Source organism: Flavivirga jejuensis, from assembly GCF_030540765.1.
GTDB lineage: Bacteria > Bacteroidota > Bacteroidia > Flavobacteriales > Flavobacteriaceae > Flavivirga > Flavivirga jejuensis.
The window spans coordinates 109,534-134,755 of the sequence record NZ_JAUOEL010000002.1; the positions used below are offsets into that span (position 1 = coordinate 109,534).

The window sequence follows — 25,222 nt, forward strand, 5'->3', positions numbered from 1 at the left end:
AAAATTGACCAATTTGTGATGTATTTTGACCAATTTGTGACCTTATAAAATAGTAATTTTGCGATTATAAATCATTTAATCTATATTCTAGATTAAAACTTTGGAATACAAATTTTAATTTAAAATAAATTTTTTAATACATCCCCAAAACATTATGAGTAATTCTTCAATACCTATAGAAATTATATAATCCAGCAGATAAATCTAATTATTTTAGCCATTGATTATTTATACCTCGAATGGTTTGAAGACACCGATACTTCTAATGGTGATGTAAGCTACGATTTATATTTTGGTACAGAAATTAATCCTAGTTTATACCACAGCAATTTAACATTAAGTACAAGGGGATGAATTCCTGGTTATTACGCTATGATTAAAAAATTTACAATTGTTTTGTTTTCTCTTTGATTTTCTATTAAAAAAAATTATGCAAAAAAAACATACTTTCTATTTTTCGGTTCAAACACTTATAGTGTTTTTTTTAACTATTAATTCCTATGCACAGTTTTCAGGTGGTGTTGGGTCTATAAATGATCCTTTTATAATAAGTACCCTTGAAGATTTAAGAACGCTATCAGAAAACAATTTATATTGGGGAGACAATTTTCAGTTAAGTCAAAATATAGATGCTACTGATACTAAAAACTGGAATGCTGGAGAAGGCTTTTCTTCAATTGGAAATTTGAGTCAAATTCCATTTTCAGGAAGTTTTAACGGCTCAGGATATCATATTTCAAGTTTATATATCAATAATACTTCTTTAATAGATGTAGGTTTTTTTGGTTATATACAAGGAGCTCAAATCTATAATTTAGGATTGGTTAATGTTGATATTACAGATAGTCTTCCCTCTACATATATTGGTGGTTTAGCTGGGCGTATAATTAATTCTACAATAACCCATTGTTATGTGCAAGGGAGTGTTACTTCTACCAATTTTTCTAATGCAGTAGGTGGTCTAGCTTCTACAATAGATGCAGATAGTAATATTGAAGAGTCTTATGCTTTTGTTTCTGTAAAAGCAGACGTTTGCGGGGGCTTGGTAGGCGATTCTGCAGGTCATATTTCTGACTGTTGGGTAGGTGGTTCTGTGGATGGAAGTATTATTGCAGGTGGCCTGACTTACTCACAATCAGGCACTATAAAAAGAAGTTATAGTATAGCACAGGTCATCGATAGTGGTAATTACGGCTTTGTAGGTGGTTTTTGTGCTTATACTTCTGGAATCGAAGAAGACTGTTTCTTCGACGCTACGCTAAGCCAGCAAACAAATGCTTTTCAAGATGGTAATAATCGAAATGTAATTAGCCTTAATACTGCCGATTTTGCAAACCCAGATTATTTTTCTGATGCCAATTGGAATATGAATGATACATGGAAGATGATGTCTTTTCCAATAGTAGATACTCATATAAGACCTTATTTGGAAATGCCGTTAATTAATAGAATAGAGGCAAAAGCAAACCCAACTTTAGCAGCTACTGTAAGTGGTTCAGGGTATTATGAACTTGGAGATTTGATTACGCTGAGTTACGTAGCATTACCGCTCCATACTTTTAAAGGTTGGAAACGTAACGGAGTTATAGAAAGCACCAATAATCCTTACACCTTTAATTGTACTGGTAATGAAACAATTGAAGCCATCTTTGAACTGGATACTAATTTTTCTGGTAGTGGTACTATTGCAGATCCTTATCAAATTGCAACGATAAACGACCTACAAGATATTGCAAATTTTCCTTCTTTATATGAAAAAAACTATATTCTAACATCTGATATAGATGCCTCTGAGACTAGGACATGGAATGGTGGAAAGGGTTTTTTACCAATAGGTAGTGCTATGTATCCATTTACAGGAAATTTAAATGGAAATCATCATATTATTTCAGGTTTATATATAAATCAAACTTCAGAGGAAGCTACTGGATTATTTGGCTATACTCAAACAGCAAATATAGCTTATATGGGGTTGGAAGACTGTGCTATTTATGGAGGAGACAATACAGGTGCTATTATAGGAAAGGATGTAAGTGCTAGTAGTATAAATAATGTCTTTATAGAAGGTTTAGTTACAGGTAACGATACCGTAGGCGGGTTTATAGGTACAGGTGTTAATAGTAAACTAGAACTTTCTTATAGCTTAGCCAAAACATATGGTCGAAATAATGTAGGAGGATTAGTTGGATTTATTTCTGGTAATGAATTTTATATAGATGATGCCTATGCTGCTGAATTTATTTATTCAGAAGGATTTGTAGGTGGAGTTGTATCTAGTTTTAGTGGTAATGGTAGACTTCGAGGATTTTACGATGTAAGTACTACTGGATTAGGTTATGACAGGGGAACCAGTTCTGGCGATAATGGCACATACGATTTTTCTACAAGTGCTTTTAGTAATGATTTACATGTCAACACTTATTTTGATATGGTTAACCAATGGCAATTGGCCTATGGAAGAGATAATAAAAAACGTCCTATTTTAAAATGGGAAGCATCCTTTACCGCTTCTTTTTCAAATGATGGTAATGGCTATACCAAAATAGAAGAAGCAATAGTTATTTCAGGTAACAACCTGCCTTCTGTATACGCAACCCCTAATACAGGCTATACATTTAGTCATTGGCTTAATGAAGATACAGGAGAAATATGGACAACCAACCCTTTAATAATAACAGAATTAGACCATGATTATAACATAAAAGCTATTTTTACACCTAATACTGGCACACATCAAGTTACATTCAATTTGCTTTATAACGGATCACCTATTTATCAAAATTTTTTATTAGAATGGAATAACAATTATTATGATTTTGATAGCAATGGTCAAGTAATATTAACCAACGTCCCAGATGGCAACCATGCTTATACAGTGGAAAATGCCGATCGTGTTTTTACCGTAAGTGGTAACGATGTTATTGAAAATATAGAAATTGCAGATGTATTATATATATCAGAAAATAGAAATTATAATTTTTTGGTATTAGATGATGAAAATTTAATACCCATAGCCAATGCTGAGATAGCATTAGGAAGTACTACTATTGAGACCGATAGTAACGGAGCGGCTTCAATTCAATCTTATTATGGTACAAAATATGCTATAAATGCCACCAATTATACCAGTGCTAATGGAACGGCGTCGTCAAACAGTTTTATAAACATATTTTTAAAACCTAACTATTCAATAGAATTAGAAGTTACTGATGGAACCCAACTTATTAAAAACGCTAACGTTCTACTGGATGGAAAAACATATATATCTGACAGTCAAGGCAAAATAATGATTTCAGAAGTAACTTCTGGTAGTTATAGTATGTTAATTAGCGCCTCTGGCTATACTACTATTAATCATACTGTTACTATAGCAAACAACAATGTGTCTGAAACCATCACTTTAGTTCCTGCAACTGCACCTACACGTACAATTAATTTTAAAGTTGATAATGGCTTAGAATATGTTTCTAATGCACTAATAATTATCACTTTACAAGACACTGTTTTAGGTCTAACCACAAACGAAAATGGTGAGGTAAGTGTAATACTGGAGGAAGGCACGTATCCGTTACGAGTGTCTGCATCTTTTTTCTCTGTACTAGAACAAAACCTTGTAGTATCGGGGATAGATGAACAAATAGACATTACACTTACTAGTTCGAATACAGAATATACAAGTTATAATGTTTTTGATGTAGATTATAATGCGGTTCCTAACGCTACGTTAACGACTGAAAACGGGACCGTTTTCTCCTTTGATAGTAATAGTTCTTTATCAATTCAAAACCTTGCTCTTGGGAATACTTATCATTTTACAATATCTGCACCAGGTTTTAAAGATAAATCGATTACTAAAACTATAGATGGAATATACATACATGCTGGAATTACACTATATCAGTCTACAGACCTGAAAATTATTTGTACAGATGGCGTAAACCCTTTACAAAATGTTGAATTTAATTTTAATAACAAAACCTATATTTCGGACAGTCAAGGAGAAATACTAATTTCAGATTTGACATATCAAGGTATTCATTCTCCTATACCTTATGCTTATACAGCTCAAAAAGAAGGGTATTACCCTATATCTGGTGGAATAACATTAGATAATTTAAATGGTAATGTTGAAAATTTGATTTTTACACAAAACCCTATTCCAAACCATGAAATAAGTTTTAAAGTGGAAGATGAAGTTGCAAACCCATTAACAGGAGCAAAAGTTAATATAAATAGAATCATGTATACTACAGAAACTAATGGTTTAGTTAATATAGGAAAACTACCTGATGGTTCATACCCTTATACTGTATCAGCAGATGGGTTTACATTATATAGAGGAACTTTAGTTATTTCTGGAAATGATGTTATTGAGCTAGTTCAATTAGAAACGACTACTGCATCAACAACAGATTATATAATTTCTGGTGTTTTACTAGATGATGGTTCACTTCCGTTATCTAATGTTACAATTACAGGGTTTCCAAATTTAGTTACTACAGATGTTAATGGTGAATATACTACTACTGTACCATCAAAATGGTCAGGAACTATTACTGCTCAATTAACAGATTATACTTTTAGTCCCGAAAATTATGTTTTTAATAACATTACTTCTAACCAAAATCAAATTGATTTTATAGGTAAAAATACAACTCTTGAAACAACTCCTGTACCTGTTATAAAAGGAGCGTTTTTTATAGCTCCAAACCCTTCTATAGATGGAGAAATCGTATTGTATTTTGAAACTAATACCTTTGTTAAAAACATTAAAGTTTTTAATTCAAATGCTTCTTTAGTTAAAGAAATTACTATAAATGAAACTAAAGAAAAAGTAATCTTAACTCATGCAGTATCAAGAGGGCTTTATCTTGTAATTGTTGAAACCAATAAAGGTTTATCTATAAATAAAGTAATAGTACATTAATTGAGAGTTAAAAAGTTAGATATACAAAAACTGCCAAAAAAGGCAGTTCTGACCACTCCAAAGGAGAGATGACATCGGAAACCCCGACGCAGAGCGTCGAGCAATTCTTTAGATTAAATTATAACGCTATACCACAAAACCTTTAAAAATGTTTAAATGGTATGGTATAAAAAGAAAACGGCAAAACAAACAGTTTTTAATTGTTTGTTTTGCCGTTTCTAGTTTGTGGGTTTATTTGGTACTCACGAAGTTCCCTCTCTCCTATTTTTTAATTTTATATTTTTTCAATATTTTGAATGTTGGAATTTATAAAATGTTACTCGTTTAATTTATAAACTTTAAAGTTATCTACCGTCATGTGATTCCTTACGGTTCTAAACCCAAAATACCCTGAAGTATAAGGGTTGTCATCTTCAAAATCTACTAACAACTTATTGTCTCTATAATACTGAATAGTACCTTGATGTGCAATAATTTTAATATGATAGGTTTTATTAGGTTCCAGCATAAATTTAGCATCACTTAAATCGTGTTCTGGAAGTAATGGCCGTTCGCCATTTCCAACATATCTTCTAAAACGAGTGGTTTTATTATGATTCCCACCAACTCCCATATAATATAATTTTAATGCATCGTAATTTGAAAATTTACCATGGCGCTTTTCTGAATTTGCAAACAGATTATTTGGATGTTCGGGATCGGTAGCCATCCAAAAACAATTTAAATCGGACACGCGATCGTTTGGTCCGCCATTTTGAATTATGTACACATCGTATGTTATCATAATAGCACCTTCAAACTTTTCTTTTAACCAAACCGTACAACCTGCAACATCATTAATTTCTAACTTACTATTTTTTACTTCTACAGTGCCTTTGGGCATTTGTTCTACTTGCCAATCTTCTAAACCTGTATCAAAGTTTTCTTGATAAATCAATTCGGTTTTTAATGTATCCTCTTTAATATTTACTATCCCTTTTTTACTTGAACAAGCACTAAATACGAGCAATAAAAAAGAGACCATAACAATAGGCGTTCTTTTTATTTTATATTTAAAATTTATAGAAAACATTAATTTATTTGTTTAATTAATACTAAGCTCCAAGGTGTTATCTCTCGATTTATAACTAACTCCCCTTTTTTATCTGCCTTAACATATACTGTTTTCATAGTATTGGCATAAGCTTTCATCACCTTAATTTCTTCACGTGTTGGAGGCTCTGGTTTTCCCATAGCTTCCCAAAAATTATGAATATTCCCATGGTCTTTATCTAAAATTTCTATTTCAAACATGGTATTCGCTTCTAAGCCCGTTAAAGTGAAATCAAGCTTTTTTGACGTCCCCTTTTCTCGTTTATTTCTTCCAGAAGGCACAGCATCAATATATTCTTCTGGATAATTATATGCCAAAGCAGTAATATGTCCGTTGGAAGATGCCTTACTAATAAACAGATAATCGTCTTTATATAATTTTTGATTTCCTAATTGATGAAGCATTCTATAAGCGTGATAAGAAGGTTTTACAAGACCTTGAAAATTAATCATTCCAAAACCTCCATGAAAAATACTTGATGCGCCACCTTTTTCTTCAAAAATATCGGTAAACGTCCAAAAGGCTAAAGAATTTGTTAAACCAATACAATCTAAATTAGACTTCACAATATAGGCTGCGGCAGGCAAGCGGTCGTGCATTTCATCTCTACTGCTTGGGCTCGTATTCCATTCTGTTAAATGAATTTCAACATCGGGATACGCGCTTTTGGCAATGGTTTTATTTAACCATTCTAAATCTAATTTAGTCGACTTTGCAAATCGTGTTAAGCCTCTTCCTTTTCCTGTTTCAGGGTTAAAAGCATAATCGGTTGGATACGGGTGCGTCGTTACAAAATCTACTGGTAAGTTTTCTTTTTGGCAATACTTTAAAAAATCTTCAATCCATACACCATGCCACTCTAAACTATTAATATCTTTAGTATTAAAGACAGCTTCAGAAGCAGCATCATTTATTGTTTCGCCATCAAAACGCGTATCAGGAACAAAATTACTAGTCGATGGCCCTCCTACTTTTAATCTTTTATCTACAGATTTAACTGCAATTGCCGATTGCTTGTACAATTCAAAATACTGCGATTTGGTACCATCCCAAAATAAAGGATATAAATTTGGTTCGTTCCACACTTCAAAATACCAAGTAAGGACTTCTTCTATACCATATCGATCTACACAATGTTGTGTAAAAGCTTTTACTAAATCGTGCCATTTCCCAAAAGAATCTTTAGCTGGTGTAATATTGGCTTTCCACCAAAATACAGTTTTAGAATTTTCGGCAGCCATACTTGATGGCAAAAAGGCTAATTCTACAAAAGGCTTCACGTTTAGGTCTAACATTCTATCAAATAAATCGTCTATATACTGCCAGTTGTAAACTGTTTTTCCCCGTTCTATTAGCACAGGAAACATATCATCATGAAAAAGCCCGTGAAAACGCACATATTCAAATCCGCAATGCTCTTGCACCTGTTGGAGTTGTTCTAACCAACCAGCACGCAATCCTTCATTAGCGCGCCCTGCTCCAACCATTTTACTCCAAAAATGATCAAACTTCTCCCCATTACTGTTGGCATCAATTTTTATTGGTTTTTGGGCATGTATTTCAATACAACTTAATACGGTGATACTTAAAACCAAAAGTGTTCTTCTTAAGCTATGGTATGCGTGTTTTGTCATTTTAATATATTTAATTAATTGTTAAAAATAATGGTATTAACAGAAGTTGCTTGTAGCTCAAGACCAACCATAGTATCACCAACTTTAATATTTACTGTTTTTAATACTTTATCAGGGTTATTTACTAACACCATAACACGTCCATCTTTTAATTGAAACGCTAAGTGGTTTTTTCCTTCTGAAGATTTTAAGAAAGAATCACCAGGTTGCACAAAATGTGATACATGTTTAAATAAATAAAACTCATCAGTATATGTTATGTTTTTAGACTGTTTATCGATAACAACCATGGCGTTTTGAGGCCAGCCCCAAGCACTCTTTCCTGTTTCATCCAACACCATATTCCAGTACATATGCGACCCTGCTTTATTCTTAAAAAAGTGCACTAAGGTTTCCCACGAACGCTCTAACGCTGCCCAATCGTTCTCACCTTCACCACATTTATTCTCCGTTTGCATAAATTTAATATTTGGGTATGCTTTACTAACGGCTGGAATAGCATTAGAACCACCCCATTGAAAACCAACACCTTTAATATATTTTGATGCTTTTTTATTATCTAAAATGGTTTTAACATACTGTGGTTTACTCCAGTTAATGGTACCTAACCAAATTTCGGTATCTAATCCATCCGCTTCAAATTGTGGTCCTAAATATTCTCCAATAAAAATCGAAAAATCTTCTGCTCTCCAGGTACAACTCGGCCAGTTAGGAGCATAAGCGATTTCGTTTTGTGGCTGAATAGAAAACAAATCAATACCTTCTTTTTTATAGGCTTGTACAAATTTTGAAAAGTACAACGCATAGGCTTTTAAGTATTGATCTTGCATTTTAAATGCCGTTGCATTACTTAAAATTTGTGCTCCCGGATCCATTCTGTTGCCTTGCGGACGATCGTTCCAATCCCCTGCCCTTAATGAATAATGTTCGTTTACTTTCATCCAAGCTGGAGGCGTCCATGGGGATGCCCAAATTTGCAGATCTGGACGTACTTTTAGAGCAGCCTTTAAATATGGAATTAAAATATAACGGTCTCTATCAATATTAAAATCGCGCATTACAAAATCTCCAGGCACATCGTTATGCGTGTAATAACTTAAGGCATAATCTGAAGCACCTATAGGAATACGACACATAGAAAAATGACAGCCCTCTTTAGAAAATAACGCGTCAATAACTTCTTGAGACCCTTTTTCATCCAACGATTGGATGGCTTCCCACCCCAACTCATTAAAAGCACCTCCAATACCATCAACTTTTTGTAATGGCGCATCGGTATACACCGTAATATCGGCAGTTGCAGTGTCATTATTCTTTTTAATAAACTTTTTTGGTTTCACCCAACGTTCTGATGCTGTTGTGTAAATTAATTCTACTTTTTGCGCAAAAAGGGTGTTGAAAGAAAAGAATAAAATAACAAATAAAAAGGATTTAAATGTTACTTTAAATGCTCTGTTTTTAATCATAACGTAATAATCTATTTAGTTTAATTTTTGTTTTTTGTTGGTCTTAAATGTCAATAAAAAAATCTTAAAACCAATTCCCCCTACCTTTTCCAGCAGGCAGGCACGAGACTTAGCCCAAAGAAATTCTTTTCGATTAAAATTTTATGCAAGGTCGTTAAAATTGAAATTTTTGACTATAAATAATAGCCCATAAAGTATAAATGATAACTCTTAATAAAGATAATTATAAAAAACTAGCGTTTTAATACGATTGAAATCTTTGAACAAAAAAATCCGATTCATAAGAATCGGTTTTTTGGTTTTATTTTATAATGATGGTTTTTTAGGGAAGAAACAATAGGCAGCTAAAGCTGCCACAATATTGACCAAAAACCCTTTTACAGAGCGATGCCTAGTATGTTCTATTTTACACATATTTTTAAGTTCATCATTGACAGATTCCACCAAAGCTCTTTTTCTTAAAAGGATAGCATCCACATCAGATAGATTTTGTGTTTTCATATTCTTGCTCGCTTTTGTAATGAGTTGAATGCCATCTTGAAACAAAAGTTCAGACAGAGCTTTGGAGATATAGCCTTTATCTCCAAAGAATTTTCCAAAGACTTCTTTAGTCATAGCAGTCATTAATTGAATATTTCTATCATCCACATTCCCTTTGGTCAGGTAAAAGAACAAAAGTTCTCCTTTGTCATTAATAATCAAGTGAAGCTTGAAGCCAAAGAACCAGCCCATAGTAGATTTTCCTTTTTCTGCAATACCTTTGAATACCCTATTCTGTTTTTCTTTTTTAATATGACAAACGCACAATAGTGTAGAAGTGTTTGAAATTGGTGAATTGACCGAAATGAAATAACAAATAAACCAATATGGACTGGAAGTCCATAGGTTCGTTTTGGCAGACTGAAAGTCTGCTTCGTGAAATATGATAAAACTGAATTCGTGTGAATTCGTGAAACCTGCCAGCCGGCAGGCTGATTCGTGTCAAAAGTTTTTAGAAGCTGAAAGCGACATGCACTAAAGTACATAGTTTTAACTCCATTTGAGACCAATAAATACTCATTATTTCAGAATCAGATAATTTCCCCTTTCTATGACGTCTTTTTACCTTAGAATATTGTAATTCAGGACGGTATTCCAGTTGTGAAGTGAATTCTTTGTAAAAATCGTCCAATTTCACAAAGAATTCTGTAATTTTATTTCTAAGCATTGGGGTGTTTTTTATTGTATTAATTACCTGAATATCAGTTATTAATAAAAATACAGAACACCTTTTTTCTTATCCATTATTCACGTTAATATGAGAAAAAAGAAAAAGTATAAAAAATCATCAGATAAAGGAAGCATAGGCGGTGCATATTCTGTAGATGCCCGTAAGTTTAAATCTGCCGAACAAAGAGCACGAGTAAAAAAGAATCTCGAAAGTAATGAAGGCCTTAAAAGGCTTTTAAAAAATACTAATCCTATATACTGGTTATTGGCCTTGGGAGAAGTTTGGGACGGTCAAAGAGATTATCGATGGACACATATTAATAGTGTATTAGAAAGTAATCCTAATCTAGAAAAATCGCTACAACATAGGATTGCACATATTCTTAGACTAGATGACAAAAAGTATTATTCTGACAAACTATTTGCCATTATGGTGATGTGCCATTGTAAACTTTTTCATCCTAAGTTTTTAAAAGATTATATCAAATCATATTATACTACAGACTCTTTTCTTGATGATGTAACAGTTTCTACAAAATATCAAGAACACCCTAATCTTAAACATGTTGATCATAATAAAATCGCTACTGGTGCTTCTGAACTTTTAAGTGTAATAGAAGATATTTTAATGAACTGGGACTACCAATACGAACATCCTGATTATCTGAATGCTTTTTTTGATTGGGCATCTGCAAAACTTGAGTTGTATCAAAAGTTTTATAAGTCAAAAAAATATAAAGACCATTTTTTTAAGACAGAACACCAACTTAAAGGGGTTTGTTACCACTATCAAAAATCGAATAGTGGGATAGAAGACACTGTCATGATTGAAAGTTCAATTTCGCAAATCGATATAGAACGGGTTACAAATGCATATAACATTTTTTATGAGATATTCAAAAAGATCAAATCTTCAAAAAATGAAGAGATTACTCATTCGGCAGAGCAATTTAATGATCTAAAAGAAAATCTTTACCACCTATTAATACCTATCAAAAACATAGTTTCCTCGTTTCAATGGTTCTATAAATTAAAAAAAGAAGGATATATCAATCTCTACCAAAAACACAAAGGGCAACTTTATACTATCGCAAAGTTTTTATCTTCAATAAAGAATGATATTGGTTGGTATAATTCTTCTACATATTGGGATATTAATAAAAACATAAGAGATTATTTTCTTTATGATTTGATAAGTTTTTTAGATCAGCTCTTTTTTGAATCATATACATTAGAAGAAATCAAAAAAGAAATAGATACCCAAAAAGCCTTGATCAATAATCCCAAGCTTATTGATCAACTTTTAAACCATCCCCAGTATGATTATGATTTCCCATTTGATCCTAATGGTGATGATATTGATAAATATCTCGAATATAAATATAAAGAAGAAGCCGAACAATATGGTTATATAAAACATCACCTTGATGGCGTAAGCAGCGATTTCTGGCTTAAAGTAAAAGATACAGAAGCATTTGCAGCATCGTTTTTAAAAGATTTTCATAGCAAAACAGAGAAAGAACAGACCACCCTACTTGAACTCTTATATCTTTCGGGCGCTACGGTGCCAGATGCTAGCTACTATAATAATACGTATCAATATTACCTTATGGTATTAAATATATTCAGAAACTGGCCAAAAGATCAATACATCCTGTTTTTGAAATCACAGCTAGTATCTGATAATACTGATAACATCGTGACTTGCCTCAAACTACCTGCATCAACTCTCTTCCTTAACGAGGATCGGAGTAAGGAGATTCTGAAAACTCTAAGCGAGTACTGGAATATTAAACTTCCAGTAGAAATTCGATCTGTTCTTATAGACGAAATAGAAAATCACTTTCGTTCCATTTCAAATGTACATGATTGGTGGAAAAAAGAAGAAAGCATAGCATTTTTAACCAATTGGATCATGCAAGAAGAAGATAAAGTTATAAAAGAAAAAGTGGGAAAATTTTATCGATGGGTTAAGAAACTAAAACGTTAGTTAACTATTTTTCTTATCCATTATTCTCGTTAAAATAATATTCAATACCATTTCTAAACTAGAATTATAAGGTCACTTTTTTTGTGTGACTTTTAGAATGATCTTTTATAAATACAGAATTTTGGTTTTATTCAACAAGACAGGTTAAAGTAGAAAGGTCTTGAAATCGGTGATTTTACAGCGGAGTCGAAAGAGGCAATAAATAATTTGAATTATATGAGTTGTTTTCTGTGGTAATTGGTATAATGCCTTTTTTTACTTTAGAAATTCTTCGGCAGGTACCATTTTATCAAACTCTTTTATCTTTATATTTCTATAAAAGATTTCCGCAGTTTCAGACTGGAATCCAAAAATACCAGCGCCTGGACTCAAATTGAAAGCCATATTTACTATCTCGCCATTTAATTTATGAATAGCATATGCATCGCCCATCACTATTATTTCGCATTGATTCCACTCATTATTTAATGCATTAAAATTTGTAGTTGGCGCAGCGAAATGAAGCCAATTTCTTTTAGCTTCTGCTTTACCTCCTTGATTGGGATGTAAATAGGTTTTGCCATCTTCAGTACTAAACCAATCGTAATTGGCACCTTTAGGTCTAATTAAATCGCCCGTATGATTTCGATTTGTAGTATGATCATAACGAATTTGATATTCGATACCTACTGGCCACACTTTATCGTTTACTACATGGTAATACACCCCTGCATCATATTGCCACTCATCAAAATTATTGGCTATACGGCTTCCCCATTTATATTCAAATTTTAAAATATATTTACTATAAGTCTTGGTCGAATAAAAAAGACCATGTGTATCATTCTCTCCTGTCTTTAATTTGTATTCATCAGGAAAGGCATCATTAAATACATGAATCATATTATCTTCTATCGAAAACACCTTTTTAGCTAGCGCTTCATCCCCACTTCTTATTTTTAAATACCAGCCATCAAAATTTTTCCCGTTAAAAAGATTCGTAAAGCCGTCTTCTTCTGAGTTCTTAGCAACAGATTTTTGTTGGGCTAGTATCGATAAACAGAATAAGGCGAAAAAACTAAACAAGACTATTTGTTTTTTTATATTCATAATTAAGTTATTTTGTTTTTTACAATTGAATGGTAACTAATTATTAACCTGAGTTCGACCCAAGAAAAATAAGAACAAGGAGTTCATGAATCTTTTGATTTCACGGGAATAATAGTTTCAACGGAAACCATAAGGCAGAGCCTCGTGGAATTCTTTTCCATTAAACGTCATCCATGTAAGTTGATCCCAATTATCTTTTATATAAGGTTGGGGTTTTCCATCAGTAGATCTTCCTTTTTTTATGATTTGAGTTATCTTTTCAACTAGTTTTTCTACAATTTCAGGCTGCTCAAAAAACAAATTCGTGGTTTCTTCAGGATCATTTTCCATATCATACAATTCAAACAAAGCATCTCCCAAATCAGGTTTTATAATAGCTGGTTTTAAAGAACCACCAGACCCTCTAAGCATGTTTAACTTCCATTTACCTTCTCGAATGGCAAAATGCCCCGTAAAAGAATGATGAATCACAGCTCTATCTAAATTTTGATTCGCATCAACATCTTTCATCATTGGAAATAAACTGTAGCTATCTTCTCCCGCATTATATGGAAGTGTCACTCCAACAATATCTGCAATAGTTGCTAAATAATCAGACTGACATACAGGTGTATCTACCTTTCCTCCTGCTTTAATAACATCTGGCCAACGCATTAAAAACGGCACTCGATGACCGCCTTCATAAATATCACGTTTTCCTCCTTTAAAATTCATATTGCTAAGATGTTGATAGGTATCTCTTTGGTATACATAATTACTCTCTGCGCCATTATCAGACGAAAAAATAACCAAAGTATTCTCTTCTAAACCGTTGGCTTTTAAAGCATCCAATATTTGTCCAACACGATAATCGGTTTCTTCCATAAAATCGCCATAATTACCACAGTTACTAGCTCCTTGAAAATCGGGATGTGTACAATGTGGTAAATGTGGGCTGGTTAAAGGCAAATATAAAAAGAAAGGCTTACCATTTTTGGTATCATTCGCAGATTCATTAATGTACTCAACCGCTTTATTAGCCAGGGTTTCCAACACTAATTCATCGTTAAATGAAGGAGCTACCTCAACATAACCTTTGCTTTTTTCTGTATCATAAGGTGGCGTCATTCGGTAAGTACGTGGCGTAATATCCTTTTTCTTTTTAGTATACAAAGTAGGGGGATCTAACACACGATCGTTCTCTAAATAAGTTAATATCCCATAATTCATAGAAGCTGGAATTCCAAAAAAATAATCGAAGCCTTTTTCAATAGGACCATCGGTAAATGGTTTTGACCAATCGCGATTACCATTTTTTATATCGCCTGCAAACTCCATTTGAAGATGCCACTTACCAATCATAGCTGTATTATAGCCATTATCTCTAAGTAATGACGCAATGGTCATTCTATCTTTCTCAATCAAACATGGCCCATCTGCTTTTAAAACACCTTTTTTTAGAGATGTTCTCCAACTATAACGTCCCGTTAACAAACTGTATCTTGAAGGCGTACAAACAGCATCACTACTGTGACCATCTGTAAAAGTAAGTCCTTCGTTAACCAATCTATCTATATTAGGGGTTTTAAATTTGGCTTCTGGATTAAGCGCACTTACATCTCCAGCCCCTTGATCGTCGGTATAAATAATAACAATATTGGGTTTGTTTTGTTTTACAGAACATCCTGTTATCCCATAAAAAGCAAGAAAAAAAAGGCTGATAATATTCGTTAGTCGCAACACTAATTTTAATTTAATCTTCATACTTTTTCTATATATACATAATATGCTGGATGCACCCGATCCAATTCGTCTATTAATTGAGCTTCCATATCATACTTCCCAGCTGGAATGTTTCCTTTAAATGTTACTTCATCTTGCCCTTCTTTTATCTTGAATGTTTTAGAAATATTAGCGACATATAAAAAGGCTTCTTTAAAATCGGTCTTAGTACTTGCTGGCGATGTTTTATCGTACTCAATAGCTTCTTTTTGAGCAGGAAAGGTGGCATTTATAGCTAAACCGCTTTCTCGAGGAAACCTGCGAAGGCTTATACTATATTCGCCATCTTCAACAAATTCAATTTTCCATTTTCCACCAGCTTGTACACCAATAGTTGCACCATTTTGATGCCAGGAATGACTGTATTTACCAACAATCATATCGTGCGCTGAAATTCGACTAGGGTTTTCCTTTGGCGACCCAACTTTAATGTATGCATATCTTTCATTAACCTCTTCATCTACAAACGATTTCCACCACGTCTCATAGCCAACGGCTAAACGTGCTGCAACTTCTTGATGCGCTTCTATAACATTGTTTTCTTGACCTAAATCGTTGTTTATGTTGTAAAGTTCTTTACCATCAACTAAACGCCAATTAGCATCCATAACCGTGTACTTCTTATACTTAATCAGATTTTGCTCTCTTTGAGTATCCATGTATAAAATCCTGTTTTCCCAAGCGGCATTTTTATCGTATAACAGTGGCTTAAGGCTTTTTCCATCAAGCGGTTTAACAGGGCTAAAATCTAAACCTAATAAATCGACAAATGTTGGTAATAAATCGTAGTGTGCAACGAGGTGGTCTATATCTTTTCCTCCTGTAAGTTTTCCATCTGGCCATCTAATATAAAGTGGTACACGATGTCCGCCTTCATATTGGCTTCCTTTTCCGCCTTTTAATCCTGCATTGTAAGTGCTACGTCCTGCTGCAGTGCCATTATCTGTTGTAAAAATGACTATGGTATTATCAGAAATACCTAAATCCTTCAATTTATCTTCCAACTTTTTAAAATTATCATCTATGTTGGTTATCATGCCATAAAACCGTCTCAACCTGGGGTTTAATGCCTCAAATTTTTCCCCTTGATACATATTATAATATGCTTCGGGAAGGTTGTATGGCGAATGCGGTGCGTTGGTAGAAATATAACAGAAAAATGGTTTATCCTTATTCGCTTCAATAAAATTTAAAGCCCCATCAAAAAAGACATCTGTACAATACCCTTCATATTTTTCCATTGTTCCATTATGCCAGTAAGTATCATCAAAATAATCATTCCCCCAATAATCGGGTCCTTGACCTATACCGCCACCGCCATGGCGAATAACTTCATGAAAGTCTCTATCTTTTGGACGATACGGATAGTTATCACCTAAATGCCATTTTCCAAACATGGCGTTGGTATAGCCATTTTTAGCAAATATTTGAGGCAAAGTAACCTCGTCTTCAAAAAGTATGGAGCGTCCGTTTATAGTATGAAATACATTAACACGATTGCTGTGTCTCCCAGACATTATAGAACCTCGGGTTGGCGCACAAGTAGTTGATACATGATAATTTGTAAAACGTACTGCTTCATTATAAAGCTTATCGATATTTGGTGTTTTAATATACGGATTACCTTCACAAGACAAATCCCCTTTACCTTGATCATCTGTAATGACAATAATGACATTTGGTTTTTGTTTGAACCTGGATTTGGATTTGAGATTAACTTGTGCCAGCAAGGAAGTAACTAGCAATAGTAGTGAGATTGAAACGAGGACTAAAAATGACTTTTTTTTCTTCATCTTGATGGATATTGCAATGTTAATGATTATTAATAAAAAACCGTTCTTAAATTTTAATTTATAGTTTCTCTACCGATACAAAATAAGCGCCTAATTGTTCTTTCGTATCTAAAGTAAACCACGTTTGTAGATGCGCTACTCCTGGTTCCAGGTTTACAGTAAATTCTACAAACTCTGCTTTTAGATCTACAGCACTCGATTGCTCGATATCTTGAATACTTATTTTAGCATCTTGGATATTTAAAGATTTACCTAACTTACTTGCTTTAACTGTTGTTCCTGGTATTTTTGGACTAATTGCGGCTTCTGCTCCTAATGCCAAATGCGTTTCTTCTGGCCAACGACGTAATTTTAATTTGTATTTACCGCTTTCTTCTATTTTTAATAACCAATAACCGTTATCAATATATCCTCCTCTAATGTGTCTTTGTGACCACGGACTTATACGCTCGGTATGCCAATCGTGACAATATAATTTTACTGGATTTTCTGATTTATGCCCCAAAACGATATAAGGTTGATCTTTATAACCAGGCGAGATTTCTTCCCACCATGCATTATATGCTGTTTTCAACTCAGCCATTTTTTCAGGATGTTTTTCTGCAATATTTATACGTTGTTCAGGGTCGGTTTTTAAATCATACAGTTCTACGCCATCAATTAAACGCCAGTTTGCCTGCATTAAAGCTGTTCTTTTCCAAGGTTCTGGATGTTCTGTACGTTGTGAATTTGTAATGACTATTCTATCTTCAAACCCTTTGGTATCATTTTCTATTAATGGCACTAAACTTTGACCATCAAATTTTAAATCTTCTTTTACATTTAAATTACAAAGTTCTACTAAGGTTGGAAAAACATCGTAATGTGCTGTTAATTGGTTTATATCTTTACCTATAGTAATATTACCATTTTTCCAGTGAATAAATAATGGCACCCTATGGCCACCTTCATACTTACTGGCTTTAATACCTCGCATTCCTGCGTTATTACCACTTGCTATAAAACCATCTAATCGATCGCCTCCTTTTTCTATTTTTGCTCCTGCTGCAGTACCATTATCGGTAGTAAAAATAATGATGGTATTATCTAGTTGGTTACTTGTTTTTAAATAATCTATTAGCTTTCCTATATTTTCATCAACATTGGTTAGCATACCGTAAAAAGCAGGATTTGGAATGTTTTTATTATTCTCGTAAGGTTTTGAATATTTTTCATCAACAAAATAAGGGGCATGTGCTGCATTGGTTGATAGGTAGCAAAAAAAAGGTTTGTCTTTACTTGACTCTATATAATTGATGGCATTTGAAAACCAAACATCGGTACAGTAGCCTTTATATTTTTTTAATTTTCCATTATGTACATAGGTATCATCAAAATAATCATTATCAAAATAATCCATAGTTTGTCCAATACCACCACCATTGTGCACCAGTACTTCTTCAAAACCTTTATCTTCTGGACGAAACGGGTAATTATCCCCTAAATGCCATTTTCCAAAAATAGAGGTGCTATAACCATTCTCTTTAAATACTTGTGCCATAGTAATTTCTCTATCCAGAATTAAAGAGCGTCCATTTACGGTGTGCCAAACCCCTGTTCTGTTAGAATGGTGTCCTGTAAGCATAGCTGCCCTTGTTGGTGCGCAAGTTGGACTAACGTGGTAGTCGGTGAATCGGGCACTAATATCGTGTAAAGCGTCAATATTGGGGGTTTTAATATATTTATTTCCTAAACTTGCTATATCTCCATATCCTTGATCATCTACCATTATTATTACAACATTAGGTTTCTTAGTTTCTTTTATCTTTTCTTCAGATTTACAAGACAGACTAAAAAACAATACGCCTAATATTATTACAATACCCCCTTTTCTTTTTTTCATAAAATTTAATTTTAACCTAAAAACTGTTTAACCAATCTTTCTGGTTTCTCTTTTTTTTTAAATAGACTTTTAAAATATAAAAATATTTTATCAATAGGTATATTGATATAAATTATAGTTCAAATAATATAAAATTATATGCTTAAATAAAGAATTTACCAAAACCAAGAATCCTTTTCTTACAGTATATCTAAACTTATTAAATAAAAAAATTCTTGAAACTGACTATCCCCGAGGCAAGCCATAGGGGTATTTCGCCAGTTTCATTTTGCCTTTATAGAGGCAAAAATCGAATTTTGTTATTTTTGCCTCACCCAGAACTGCCTTTTTTTGCAGTTCTGACCTCTCCAAAGGAGAGGTTAATTGGAAACCCCGACCCAAGGATCGGAGAATTTTTAGATTAAAGAAGGGGTATCTTTTTTTATGACGCGTTTAGTCTTTGGTTGTTTTACTATTATACCATGCATAACTGTGTCGTATTATAATTTATTTTTTTGCTGAAATTGATTTATAAATCACATGGTTTTTAGTTCCTAAATCGGTTACCTCCCCTTTAGATTCTCCTACAATATTTGAACTCTTTAATGATAGATACAGGGGATAATTGGTAAGATTATCTAACTGAAAATTCGATGCTTTAAAATCATTTTGGTGTGGAAAGTTCCCATTTAAATGACGTATACTATTTTTATCGCCTCCAACTTTAATTGTTAATCCCTTATTAACAACTTCATCTGTACTGCGTAAAGTAATTTTATGACTATGTCCTCCAATATAAGCAACACTTCCAGAACCATTATAATATGGGGAGCTTGCTGGTATAATAGTAATATCGGCGTTATAATTTTTATCCTTTTCGTAGGTCGTTGAATATACAGGACCGTAGGCACAATCTGCACTGCAATTCACCACATCGCCCGACCCCAAAGAATAGCCATTTTCACAACCTATGACAGTACAACCCTCTACATATTTTTTTCCAGTGGCATGTGCTAAGGTTACCCCTGTTCTCATATACTTAATAGTACAATTTAGTACTGTTGGGTTTGAAGTGCCTCGTTTATAAGATTTCCCATCAATAATAGTTTCTCCTTTATTGTACGCACGAATACCAGCTTCTCCAGTACTTAACATATAACCTGCTGGAAGCTTATATCCCCAAACAGTCATAAATTCAACATCATAAGCAGGCCCTGAGGTTTCCGCAAGCATATCGTCTGTTTTACGCACCTCGCCCTCTACATTACAACCTTCTATAAGTGGATTATTAGCTGCTTGCATAAAAATACAATGCCCATAGGTTCTATGAATAAACGTTGTATTTTTTAGATGATTGGATTCTCCACGGATTAAACAGGCGCTGTGTTTTTTATGACGAATAACGGCTTTGCCTCCTTTACCAAAAGCATCTCCATATCCATAAGGATAAGACCCTTTGCTAGTTACATGAAACCCTTCTATCCTATTGTGCTTTCCATCCATACAAATATTTAATGCGCCTACTTTTGGACGATCATATACTGAACCAACATCTATTAAGGTTAAGTTTTTAAGGACATTATTATTCCCAATGACTTGAATCTCGTTAACTCGAAATTTTCCGTAGGACTGAAATACGGCTGTTTCAACATTAATGGTTACACCAGTAAAATCGTAGGTACTATGGTTGCCTTCAAAAAGGAATAACACTTTGCATGTTCTTCCAACATGAGATTCCTTTGGATATAATCCATTTGCTACATCGGAAGCCGTTATAGAATATACGCCTGGGGCTAACTTAACCTCAACGTGATCATCGTCCAAATATGGGAGCAATTCGCTTAAGGAATTTACCGTTATTTGAGCGTATGATTTTAAACTCATTGAAATGAAAATTCCAACGACTAGTAAACAGGATTTATAACTTAAATTCTTTAGATTTTTAGCTCTTAATTTTGTGTTCATTTTATTATAATATAGATAAGGTGACATCATTAATTTTAATTCATTGATACTTTCTACTCTAAAATAGCTATGGGCTATTAATTGCCCCCTTAAGCCAATAAATTTACGTGCTCTAACTTCAAACTCTTTTTCATATCCTTAATTTTTAATTAGAACAATTTCTTGTCCAGGTTTTGTTGGAATATCATACAGATACGTTGGTTTTAATACCATGTTATTTAATGTAGCCGATTTAGAAATTAGCGGCTTCTTAATTTTAGGGGTTTGATAAAATGGATTTTCATTTACCCCCGAAGCTAAAGTAATATTAGTTTTATCGGCATATACTAATTCATTATAGGCACGCACACGACAATTGCCTCCTAACGTGGATTTTATAACTACTTTTACAATTGCTCCATGCTCCCACTCCATAGCTGTAACTTCAAACCCTCCTCTTGCTCTTAAACCTGTTACATTACCATCTTTCCAAACATCTGGAAGTGCTGGGATTAAATGAATAGCAGCATCATGACTTTGCATTAACATTTCGGTTAACCCCGAAGTAAACCCGAAATTCCCATCAATTTGAAATGGTGGATGTGCATCTAGCATATTTGCATAAGTCCCTCCTCCTTTTGGGGAATCTGGTCTGCCTACTAATTTGATTTGATCTCCCATAAGTTTGTATGCATGATTTCCATCAAGTAAACGCGCCCAAAGATTAATTTTCCAATTCATAGACCAGCCCGTTGATGGATCACCTCTTTGAATTAATGTATTTTTAGCTCCTTGAAATAACTCAGGATGTCTGTAAGGTGATATTAGGTTTGAAGGGTATAACCCGTATAAATGGGATACATGACGGTGCTTGTCTTCGGGATCGTCCCAATCTTCTATCCATTCCTGAACTTGATTGTATCGCCCAATTTGCATGGGTGGAAGTTTAGATAATGTGTGTGTTATTTTTTGAATCCATTTAGAATCTACATGTAATAATTTAGCTGCTTGAATTGTTTTGGTTAACATATCAAATACTAACTGATTATCCATAGTAGTACCAGCCGCTATATTGACATTTTTCGGATGTCCTTTTGGACCATGTTCAGGAGATATTGATGGCGAAATAATTAACCAACCAGTTTCTGGATCTTCAGTTAAAAAACTTAAACAAAACTCCGCAGCCCCTTTCATAGCTGGGTATACAGATTTTAAATAATCCAAATCACCATTAAACATGAATTTTTCCCATAAGTGTTGACTTAACCATGTGCCTCCTGTTGGCCACATTCCCCATGTAGCTCCATCTACGGGACCACAAATTCTCCAAAGGTCTGTATTGTGATGTGTTACCCAACCATCGGCACCATACATAACCTTTGCCGTTTCTTTACCAGCAACCGAAAGGTCTTTTACCATTTGAATAAGTGGTTCGTGCATTTCGGATAAATTGGTTACCTCGGCCGGCCAATAATTCATTTGTGTATTAATATTTACGGTATAAGCACTTTTCCATGGTGGTGTTAATTGATTACACCATAACCCTTGCAAATTAGCTGGTTGTCCTCCTGGCTGAGATGAAGAAATTAGCAAATATCTACCAAACTGAAAATACAGAGCCGCCAAAGAAGGATCGTATCCTTGGCTAAACTCTTTTATTCTAATATCTGTTGTTTTTTTAACGGCATCTGTTTTACCTAAATTAAGTGTCACTCTTTTAAAGTATTTTTGATATAAGGCTGAATGATTACTCAGTAGTTGTTTATAATTTTTCTTTTCTGCCTTCGTAATATAATCAGCAGCCCTTTTGTGAGGATCGGCACTAACATCTTTGTAATTCACAAAATTAGTAGCTATAGCTATATAAAGAATAACACTGTTTGCTTTAGAAACAACTAGCTGGTTATTCTCTGAAGTTAATGTTCCGCCTTTTGGTACAATCTTTAATCTTGATTCGAACTTAACCTGCCCTTTTGTTGGAGGGTTATTTCCAGAAACCCTTTTACCTTTTCTATCGCTACTAAGACCTATCATTTTTAAAATAGTCTCGTTTTCTACAGAAACAGTAACCTTAGAAGGAGCTGGACGATCCATACTTGCAGAAAAACTAATAACTCCTTTTTTATTAGCTGTTAATTTTATGACTATAACCTCATCTGAAAAAGAAGTGAAAACTTCTCGTTTATACGCTACGCCGTCAACAGTATACATCGTTCTATTCACGGCGTTTTCAAGATCCAATTCACGATGATAATTTGAGAAATTTTCATGCCCCACAAAATTCAATCTTAAATTCCCCACAGTTTCATAAGGCATGCCATGAGATTTTTTTGAAATAAATGCATCTCCTGCCAAACGGTGCGCTTCACTATACTTCTTATCAAATATTAGGGTTCTAATTTCTGATAAGGCATCCTTAGCCATGGGATTATCATTTCTATGTGGCCCACCCGCCCAAAGTGTATTTTCATTTAACTGAATATTTTCATCTGCTGGGTTTCCAAAAACCATGGCACCTAAGCGACCATTCCCTAGAGGAAGTGCTTCATTCCAATTTGCTGCAGGAGCATGATACCAAAGTTTTAAATCTGTTTCGTGCTTTTGTCCAAAAGCATTACATACAGTAAAAAAAACGGTTATAAGAGCAACTATTTTATTCATTATTATTAAAATATAAGAGTGTATCTAATTTTGTCGTTCCTTCATACCCCAATGATAAAGTGAACCATGTTGTAAAAAGACATATAAACAGATCTTTATTTTCCATCTAATTATATTTTGTTCTTAATTCGTTTACTTTACGGTCTGCATTGTTTGTAATGTGGCGATTGTAATTTTGTGTGTATAATGTTGCAACTGTATTATATTGCTCTGGGAGCTTTTTATAATCTATCCAAGCTTTATCATAAGCTTTAATCCACTTTTGAATACGTTTTTTATCACCTTTAAACTCAGCATCAGACATGTAAATAAGTGCACGGTAAATTTTATATAGTCTTAAACCATATTCTGCGGAACCTATAGCATGACTTTCGGCCTTTTTATTTTCCCAATGAATTGATTTTGCTAGTTTAACAATCTCTCCCCATTTGGCTACTGATTCGTCTTTTTGTTTTAAGTTTCGATTTTGTCCGATAGAATCTTTTGCTGGTTTTGGCCACCCAATCCCTTGATCACGAGTCCACCATACATCCATATCGTAGTGCGTTGAGTTTCTACCTCTCACAACTGCTTCTGCTGAAAGCAAACAAAGTTTTCTAAATTTAGCAACATCATCTCCTTTTAGATGTAAACGTTCAGTCGCATATCTATTAAAAATAAATGCTTCTTTTTGCTTGGTATCTTTAGCCCATTGTGCCATCACCCAAGCGTTTAAATCGCACCACATTTCACTTTGTATGTAAGGCCCTTCCCAGCCTCCACCACGAGACCAAGTCCAGATACCACCGTATAAGTCTGGCTTTTTTTCAACAAACTCACGAATGCTATTAATTTTTTCTTCGGGCATTTTATCATGCTCTTCAAAACCTTCAATAACACCATTTGCAATATAGTTTGGGTACGCGCCTTTTCCTTCGTACTCTCGTGCTGCTTGTACTTCTATAATTTGAGGATGACGCCCTTGACCTATAACTTTACTAAAAGGACGCGCTCTATGAAAATCTCCTTCGCAATGCTTGATACTAATTATTAAATTCTGATGCGGTTCTACAGCATTACTCACTTTCATATAAGCTCCCATATTTCTATCAAATGCATTCCATGTACGGAAAATAAGTTGCTTATTACGCTTTACACAAATCTCTTCTCTTAATATTTGCATTAAAGGAATAATCGTTTTTTCTGGATTTGTTTTGTTTTTAATAGCTCCTTGATGATAAGGTGCATCATGCAAATAGGTTTCTCCTATTCTTACAACCAATCCATCAAGGCTAGGAAACTGATCGAACATTTCGTTAATTTGAGCACGAACAAACTTTTCTGTTAATGCGTTATTAGGATCTCCAAAGGTATCTTCTATATTGTATTTTTCTATTAATCGCTTAGGAAACAATACCAAATCGGACATGGCATAAATAGCCATATTTTGTTCTTTACACGCTGCATGCATTTTTTTAATTTGCTTTGCTTTGGCATCTACCCACTTACGCTCTTTAGATTCTTTAGGTAAAATATCTGAACCCACTGATTCCCAGTTGATTGCCAATGCTGGAGATTCAAAAAGAAAATAGACCTTACCATTATAGCCCATCTCTTTTATAACAGCTGGATTATTATAGGCAGATTTATAAGGTGTTTCGCCTGGGTTATGATGAACCATATCTAAAATTAAAGGATTAGAAAAATGATTCTGCGCTATCAATTCGGCACCTAAACAACTAAAAAACAATGATATAAATAATATCAGTTTTTTTTGAAAATTAAATTTACTCATTTATTACTTTTTACTATTAA

12 protein-coding genes and 2 pseudogenes are annotated in these 25,222 nt (G+C 33.8%); 2 read left to right on the top strand and 12 right to left on the bottom strand.

Annotated elements, in window-relative coordinates; all coding sequences use genetic code 11:
* Positions 1-430: 430 nt before the first annotated feature.
* Positions 431-4,927 carry an InlB B-repeat-containing protein gene (locus Q4Q40_RS05710; RefSeq protein WP_303300788.1) on the top strand — a complete coding sequence of 1,499 codons (4,497 nt, stop codon included), beginning with the start codon at positions 431-433 and terminating at the stop codon, positions 4,925-4,927.
* A gap of 316 nt (positions 4,928-5,243) precedes the next feature.
* On the opposite strand, the gene Q4Q40_RS05715 is transcribed toward Q4Q40_RS05710, so the two are convergent.
* The 5 genes and pseudogenes from Q4Q40_RS05715 to Q4Q40_RS05735 form a co-directional block, all read right to left on the bottom strand.
* Positions 5,244-5,999 carry a DUF6250 domain-containing protein gene (locus Q4Q40_RS05715; RefSeq protein ID WP_303300789.1) on the bottom strand — a complete coding sequence of 252 codons (756 nt, stop codon included), beginning with the start codon at positions 5,997-5,999 and terminating at the stop codon, positions 5,244-5,246.
* Positions 5,999-7,654 carry a GH39 family glycosyl hydrolase gene (locus Q4Q40_RS05720; protein ID WP_303300790.1) on the bottom strand — a complete coding sequence of 552 codons (1,656 nt, stop codon included), beginning with the start codon at positions 7,652-7,654 and terminating at the stop codon, positions 5,999-6,001. Before Q4Q40_RS05720 ends, Q4Q40_RS05715 begins: the two co-directional genes overlap by 1 nt.
* A gap of 14 nt (positions 7,655-7,668) precedes the next feature.
* Positions 7,669-9,120, bottom strand: a complete 1,452-nt coding sequence (locus Q4Q40_RS05725; RefSeq protein WP_303300791.1) for a glycoside hydrolase family 30 protein — start codon at positions 9,118-9,120, stop codon at positions 7,669-7,671.
* Positions 9,121-9,426: 306 nt separating this feature from the next.
* Positions 9,427-9,936 (bottom strand): annotated as a pseudogene (locus Q4Q40_RS05730) (IS982 family transposase); the annotation flags it as partial.
* A 232-nt stretch (positions 9,937-10,168) separates the two neighbouring features.
* Positions 10,169-10,327: pseudogene (locus Q4Q40_RS05735) on the bottom strand (IS982 family transposase); the annotation flags it as partial.
* Positions 10,328-10,417: 90 nt separating this feature from the next.
* Here Q4Q40_RS05735 and Q4Q40_RS05740 point away from each other — a divergent pair.
* Positions 10,418-12,319, top strand: a complete 1,902-nt coding sequence (locus Q4Q40_RS05740) for a hypothetical protein (protein ID WP_303300794.1) — start codon at positions 10,418-10,420, stop codon at positions 12,317-12,319.
* A gap of 255 nt (positions 12,320-12,574) precedes the next feature.
* Here Q4Q40_RS05740 and Q4Q40_RS05745 read toward each other — a convergent pair whose 3' ends face one another.
* The 7 genes from Q4Q40_RS05745 to Q4Q40_RS05775 all read right to left on the bottom strand — a co-directional run bounded on the left by Q4Q40_RS05745 (position 12,575) and on the right by Q4Q40_RS05775 (position 25,202).
* Positions 12,575-13,408, bottom strand: coding sequence for a 3-keto-disaccharide hydrolase (locus tag Q4Q40_RS05745; RefSeq protein ID WP_303300795.1), 834 nt, complete (start codon positions 13,406-13,408; stop codon positions 12,575-12,577).
* 117 nt (positions 13,409-13,525) lie between these two features.
* On the bottom strand, positions 13,526-15,151 hold the full coding sequence (locus Q4Q40_RS05750) for a sulfatase family protein (protein WP_303300796.1): 1,626 nt from the start codon (positions 15,149-15,151) through the stop codon (positions 13,526-13,528).
* Positions 15,148-16,962: an arylsulfatase gene (locus Q4Q40_RS05755; RefSeq protein WP_303300797.1), complete on the bottom strand. Its 1,815-nt coding sequence runs from the start codon at positions 16,960-16,962 to the stop codon at positions 15,148-15,150. The genes Q4Q40_RS05750 and Q4Q40_RS05755 overlap by 4 nt, the downstream gene beginning before the upstream one ends.
* Before the next feature lie 58 nt (positions 16,963-17,020).
* Positions 17,021-18,844 carry an arylsulfatase gene (locus tag Q4Q40_RS05760; protein WP_303300798.1) on the bottom strand — a complete coding sequence of 608 codons (1,824 nt, stop codon included), beginning with the start codon at positions 18,842-18,844 and terminating at the stop codon, positions 17,021-17,023.
* Positions 18,845-19,330: 486 nt separating this feature from the next.
* Complete coding sequence (locus tag Q4Q40_RS05765) at positions 19,331-20,707, bottom strand: hypothetical protein (RefSeq protein WP_303300799.1); 1,377 nt, start codon at positions 20,705-20,707, stop codon at positions 19,331-19,333.
* Positions 20,708-20,926: 219 nt separating this feature from the next.
* Complete coding sequence (locus Q4Q40_RS05770; RefSeq protein WP_303300800.1) at positions 20,927-23,428, bottom strand: glycoside hydrolase family 95 protein; 2,502 nt, start codon at positions 23,426-23,428, stop codon at positions 20,927-20,929.
* Between the two features lie 106 nt (positions 23,429-23,534).
* Complete coding sequence (locus Q4Q40_RS05775) at positions 23,535-25,202, bottom strand: hypothetical protein (protein ID WP_303300801.1); 1,668 nt, start codon at positions 25,200-25,202, stop codon at positions 23,535-23,537.
* Positions 25,203-25,222: the final 20 nt, after the last annotated feature.

Excerpts from the sequence above, each read along its gene's own strand:
- Q4Q40_RS05760 (WP_303300798.1), bottom strand. The coding sequence starts at position 18,844 with ATGAAAAAAAGAAAAGGGGGTATTGTAATAATATTAGGCGTATTGTTT.
- Q4Q40_RS05770 (WP_303300800.1), bottom strand. The coding sequence starts at position 23,428 with ATGAATAAAATAGTTGCTCTTATAACCGTTTTTTTTACTGTATGTAAT.
- Q4Q40_RS05745 (WP_303300795.1), bottom strand. The coding sequence starts at position 13,408 with ATGAATATAAAAAAACAAATAGTCTTGTTTAGTTTTTTCGCCTTATTC.
- Q4Q40_RS05755 (WP_303300797.1), bottom strand. The coding sequence starts at position 16,962 with ATGAAGAAAAAAAAGTCATTTTTAGTCCTCGTTTCAATCTCACTACTA.
- Q4Q40_RS05710 (WP_303300788.1), top strand. The coding sequence starts at position 431 with ATGCAAAAAAAACATACTTTCTATTTTTCGGTTCAAACACTTATAGTG.
- Q4Q40_RS05725 (WP_303300791.1), bottom strand. The coding sequence starts at position 9,120 with ATGATTAAAAACAGAGCATTTAAAGTAACATTTAAATCCTTTTTATTT.
- Q4Q40_RS05765 (WP_303300799.1), bottom strand. The coding sequence starts at position 20,707 with ATGAGTTTAAAATCATACGCTCAAATAACGGTAAATTCCTTAAGCGAA.
- Q4Q40_RS05750 (WP_303300796.1), bottom strand. The coding sequence starts at position 15,151 with ATGAAGATTAAATTAAAATTAGTGTTGCGACTAACGAATATTATCAGC.
- Q4Q40_RS05715 (WP_303300789.1), bottom strand. The coding sequence starts at position 5,999 with ATGTTTTCTATAAATTTTAAATATAAAATAAAAAGAACGCCTATTGTT.
- Q4Q40_RS05740 (WP_303300794.1), top strand. The coding sequence starts at position 10,418 with ATGAGAAAAAAGAAAAAGTATAAAAAATCATCAGATAAAGGAAGCATA.
- Q4Q40_RS05720 (WP_303300790.1), bottom strand. The coding sequence starts at position 7,654 with ATGACAAAACACGCATACCATAGCTTAAGAAGAACACTTTTGGTTTTA.
- Q4Q40_RS05775 (WP_303300801.1), bottom strand. The coding sequence starts at position 25,202 with ATGAGTAAATTTAATTTTCAAAAAAAACTGATATTATTTATATCATTG.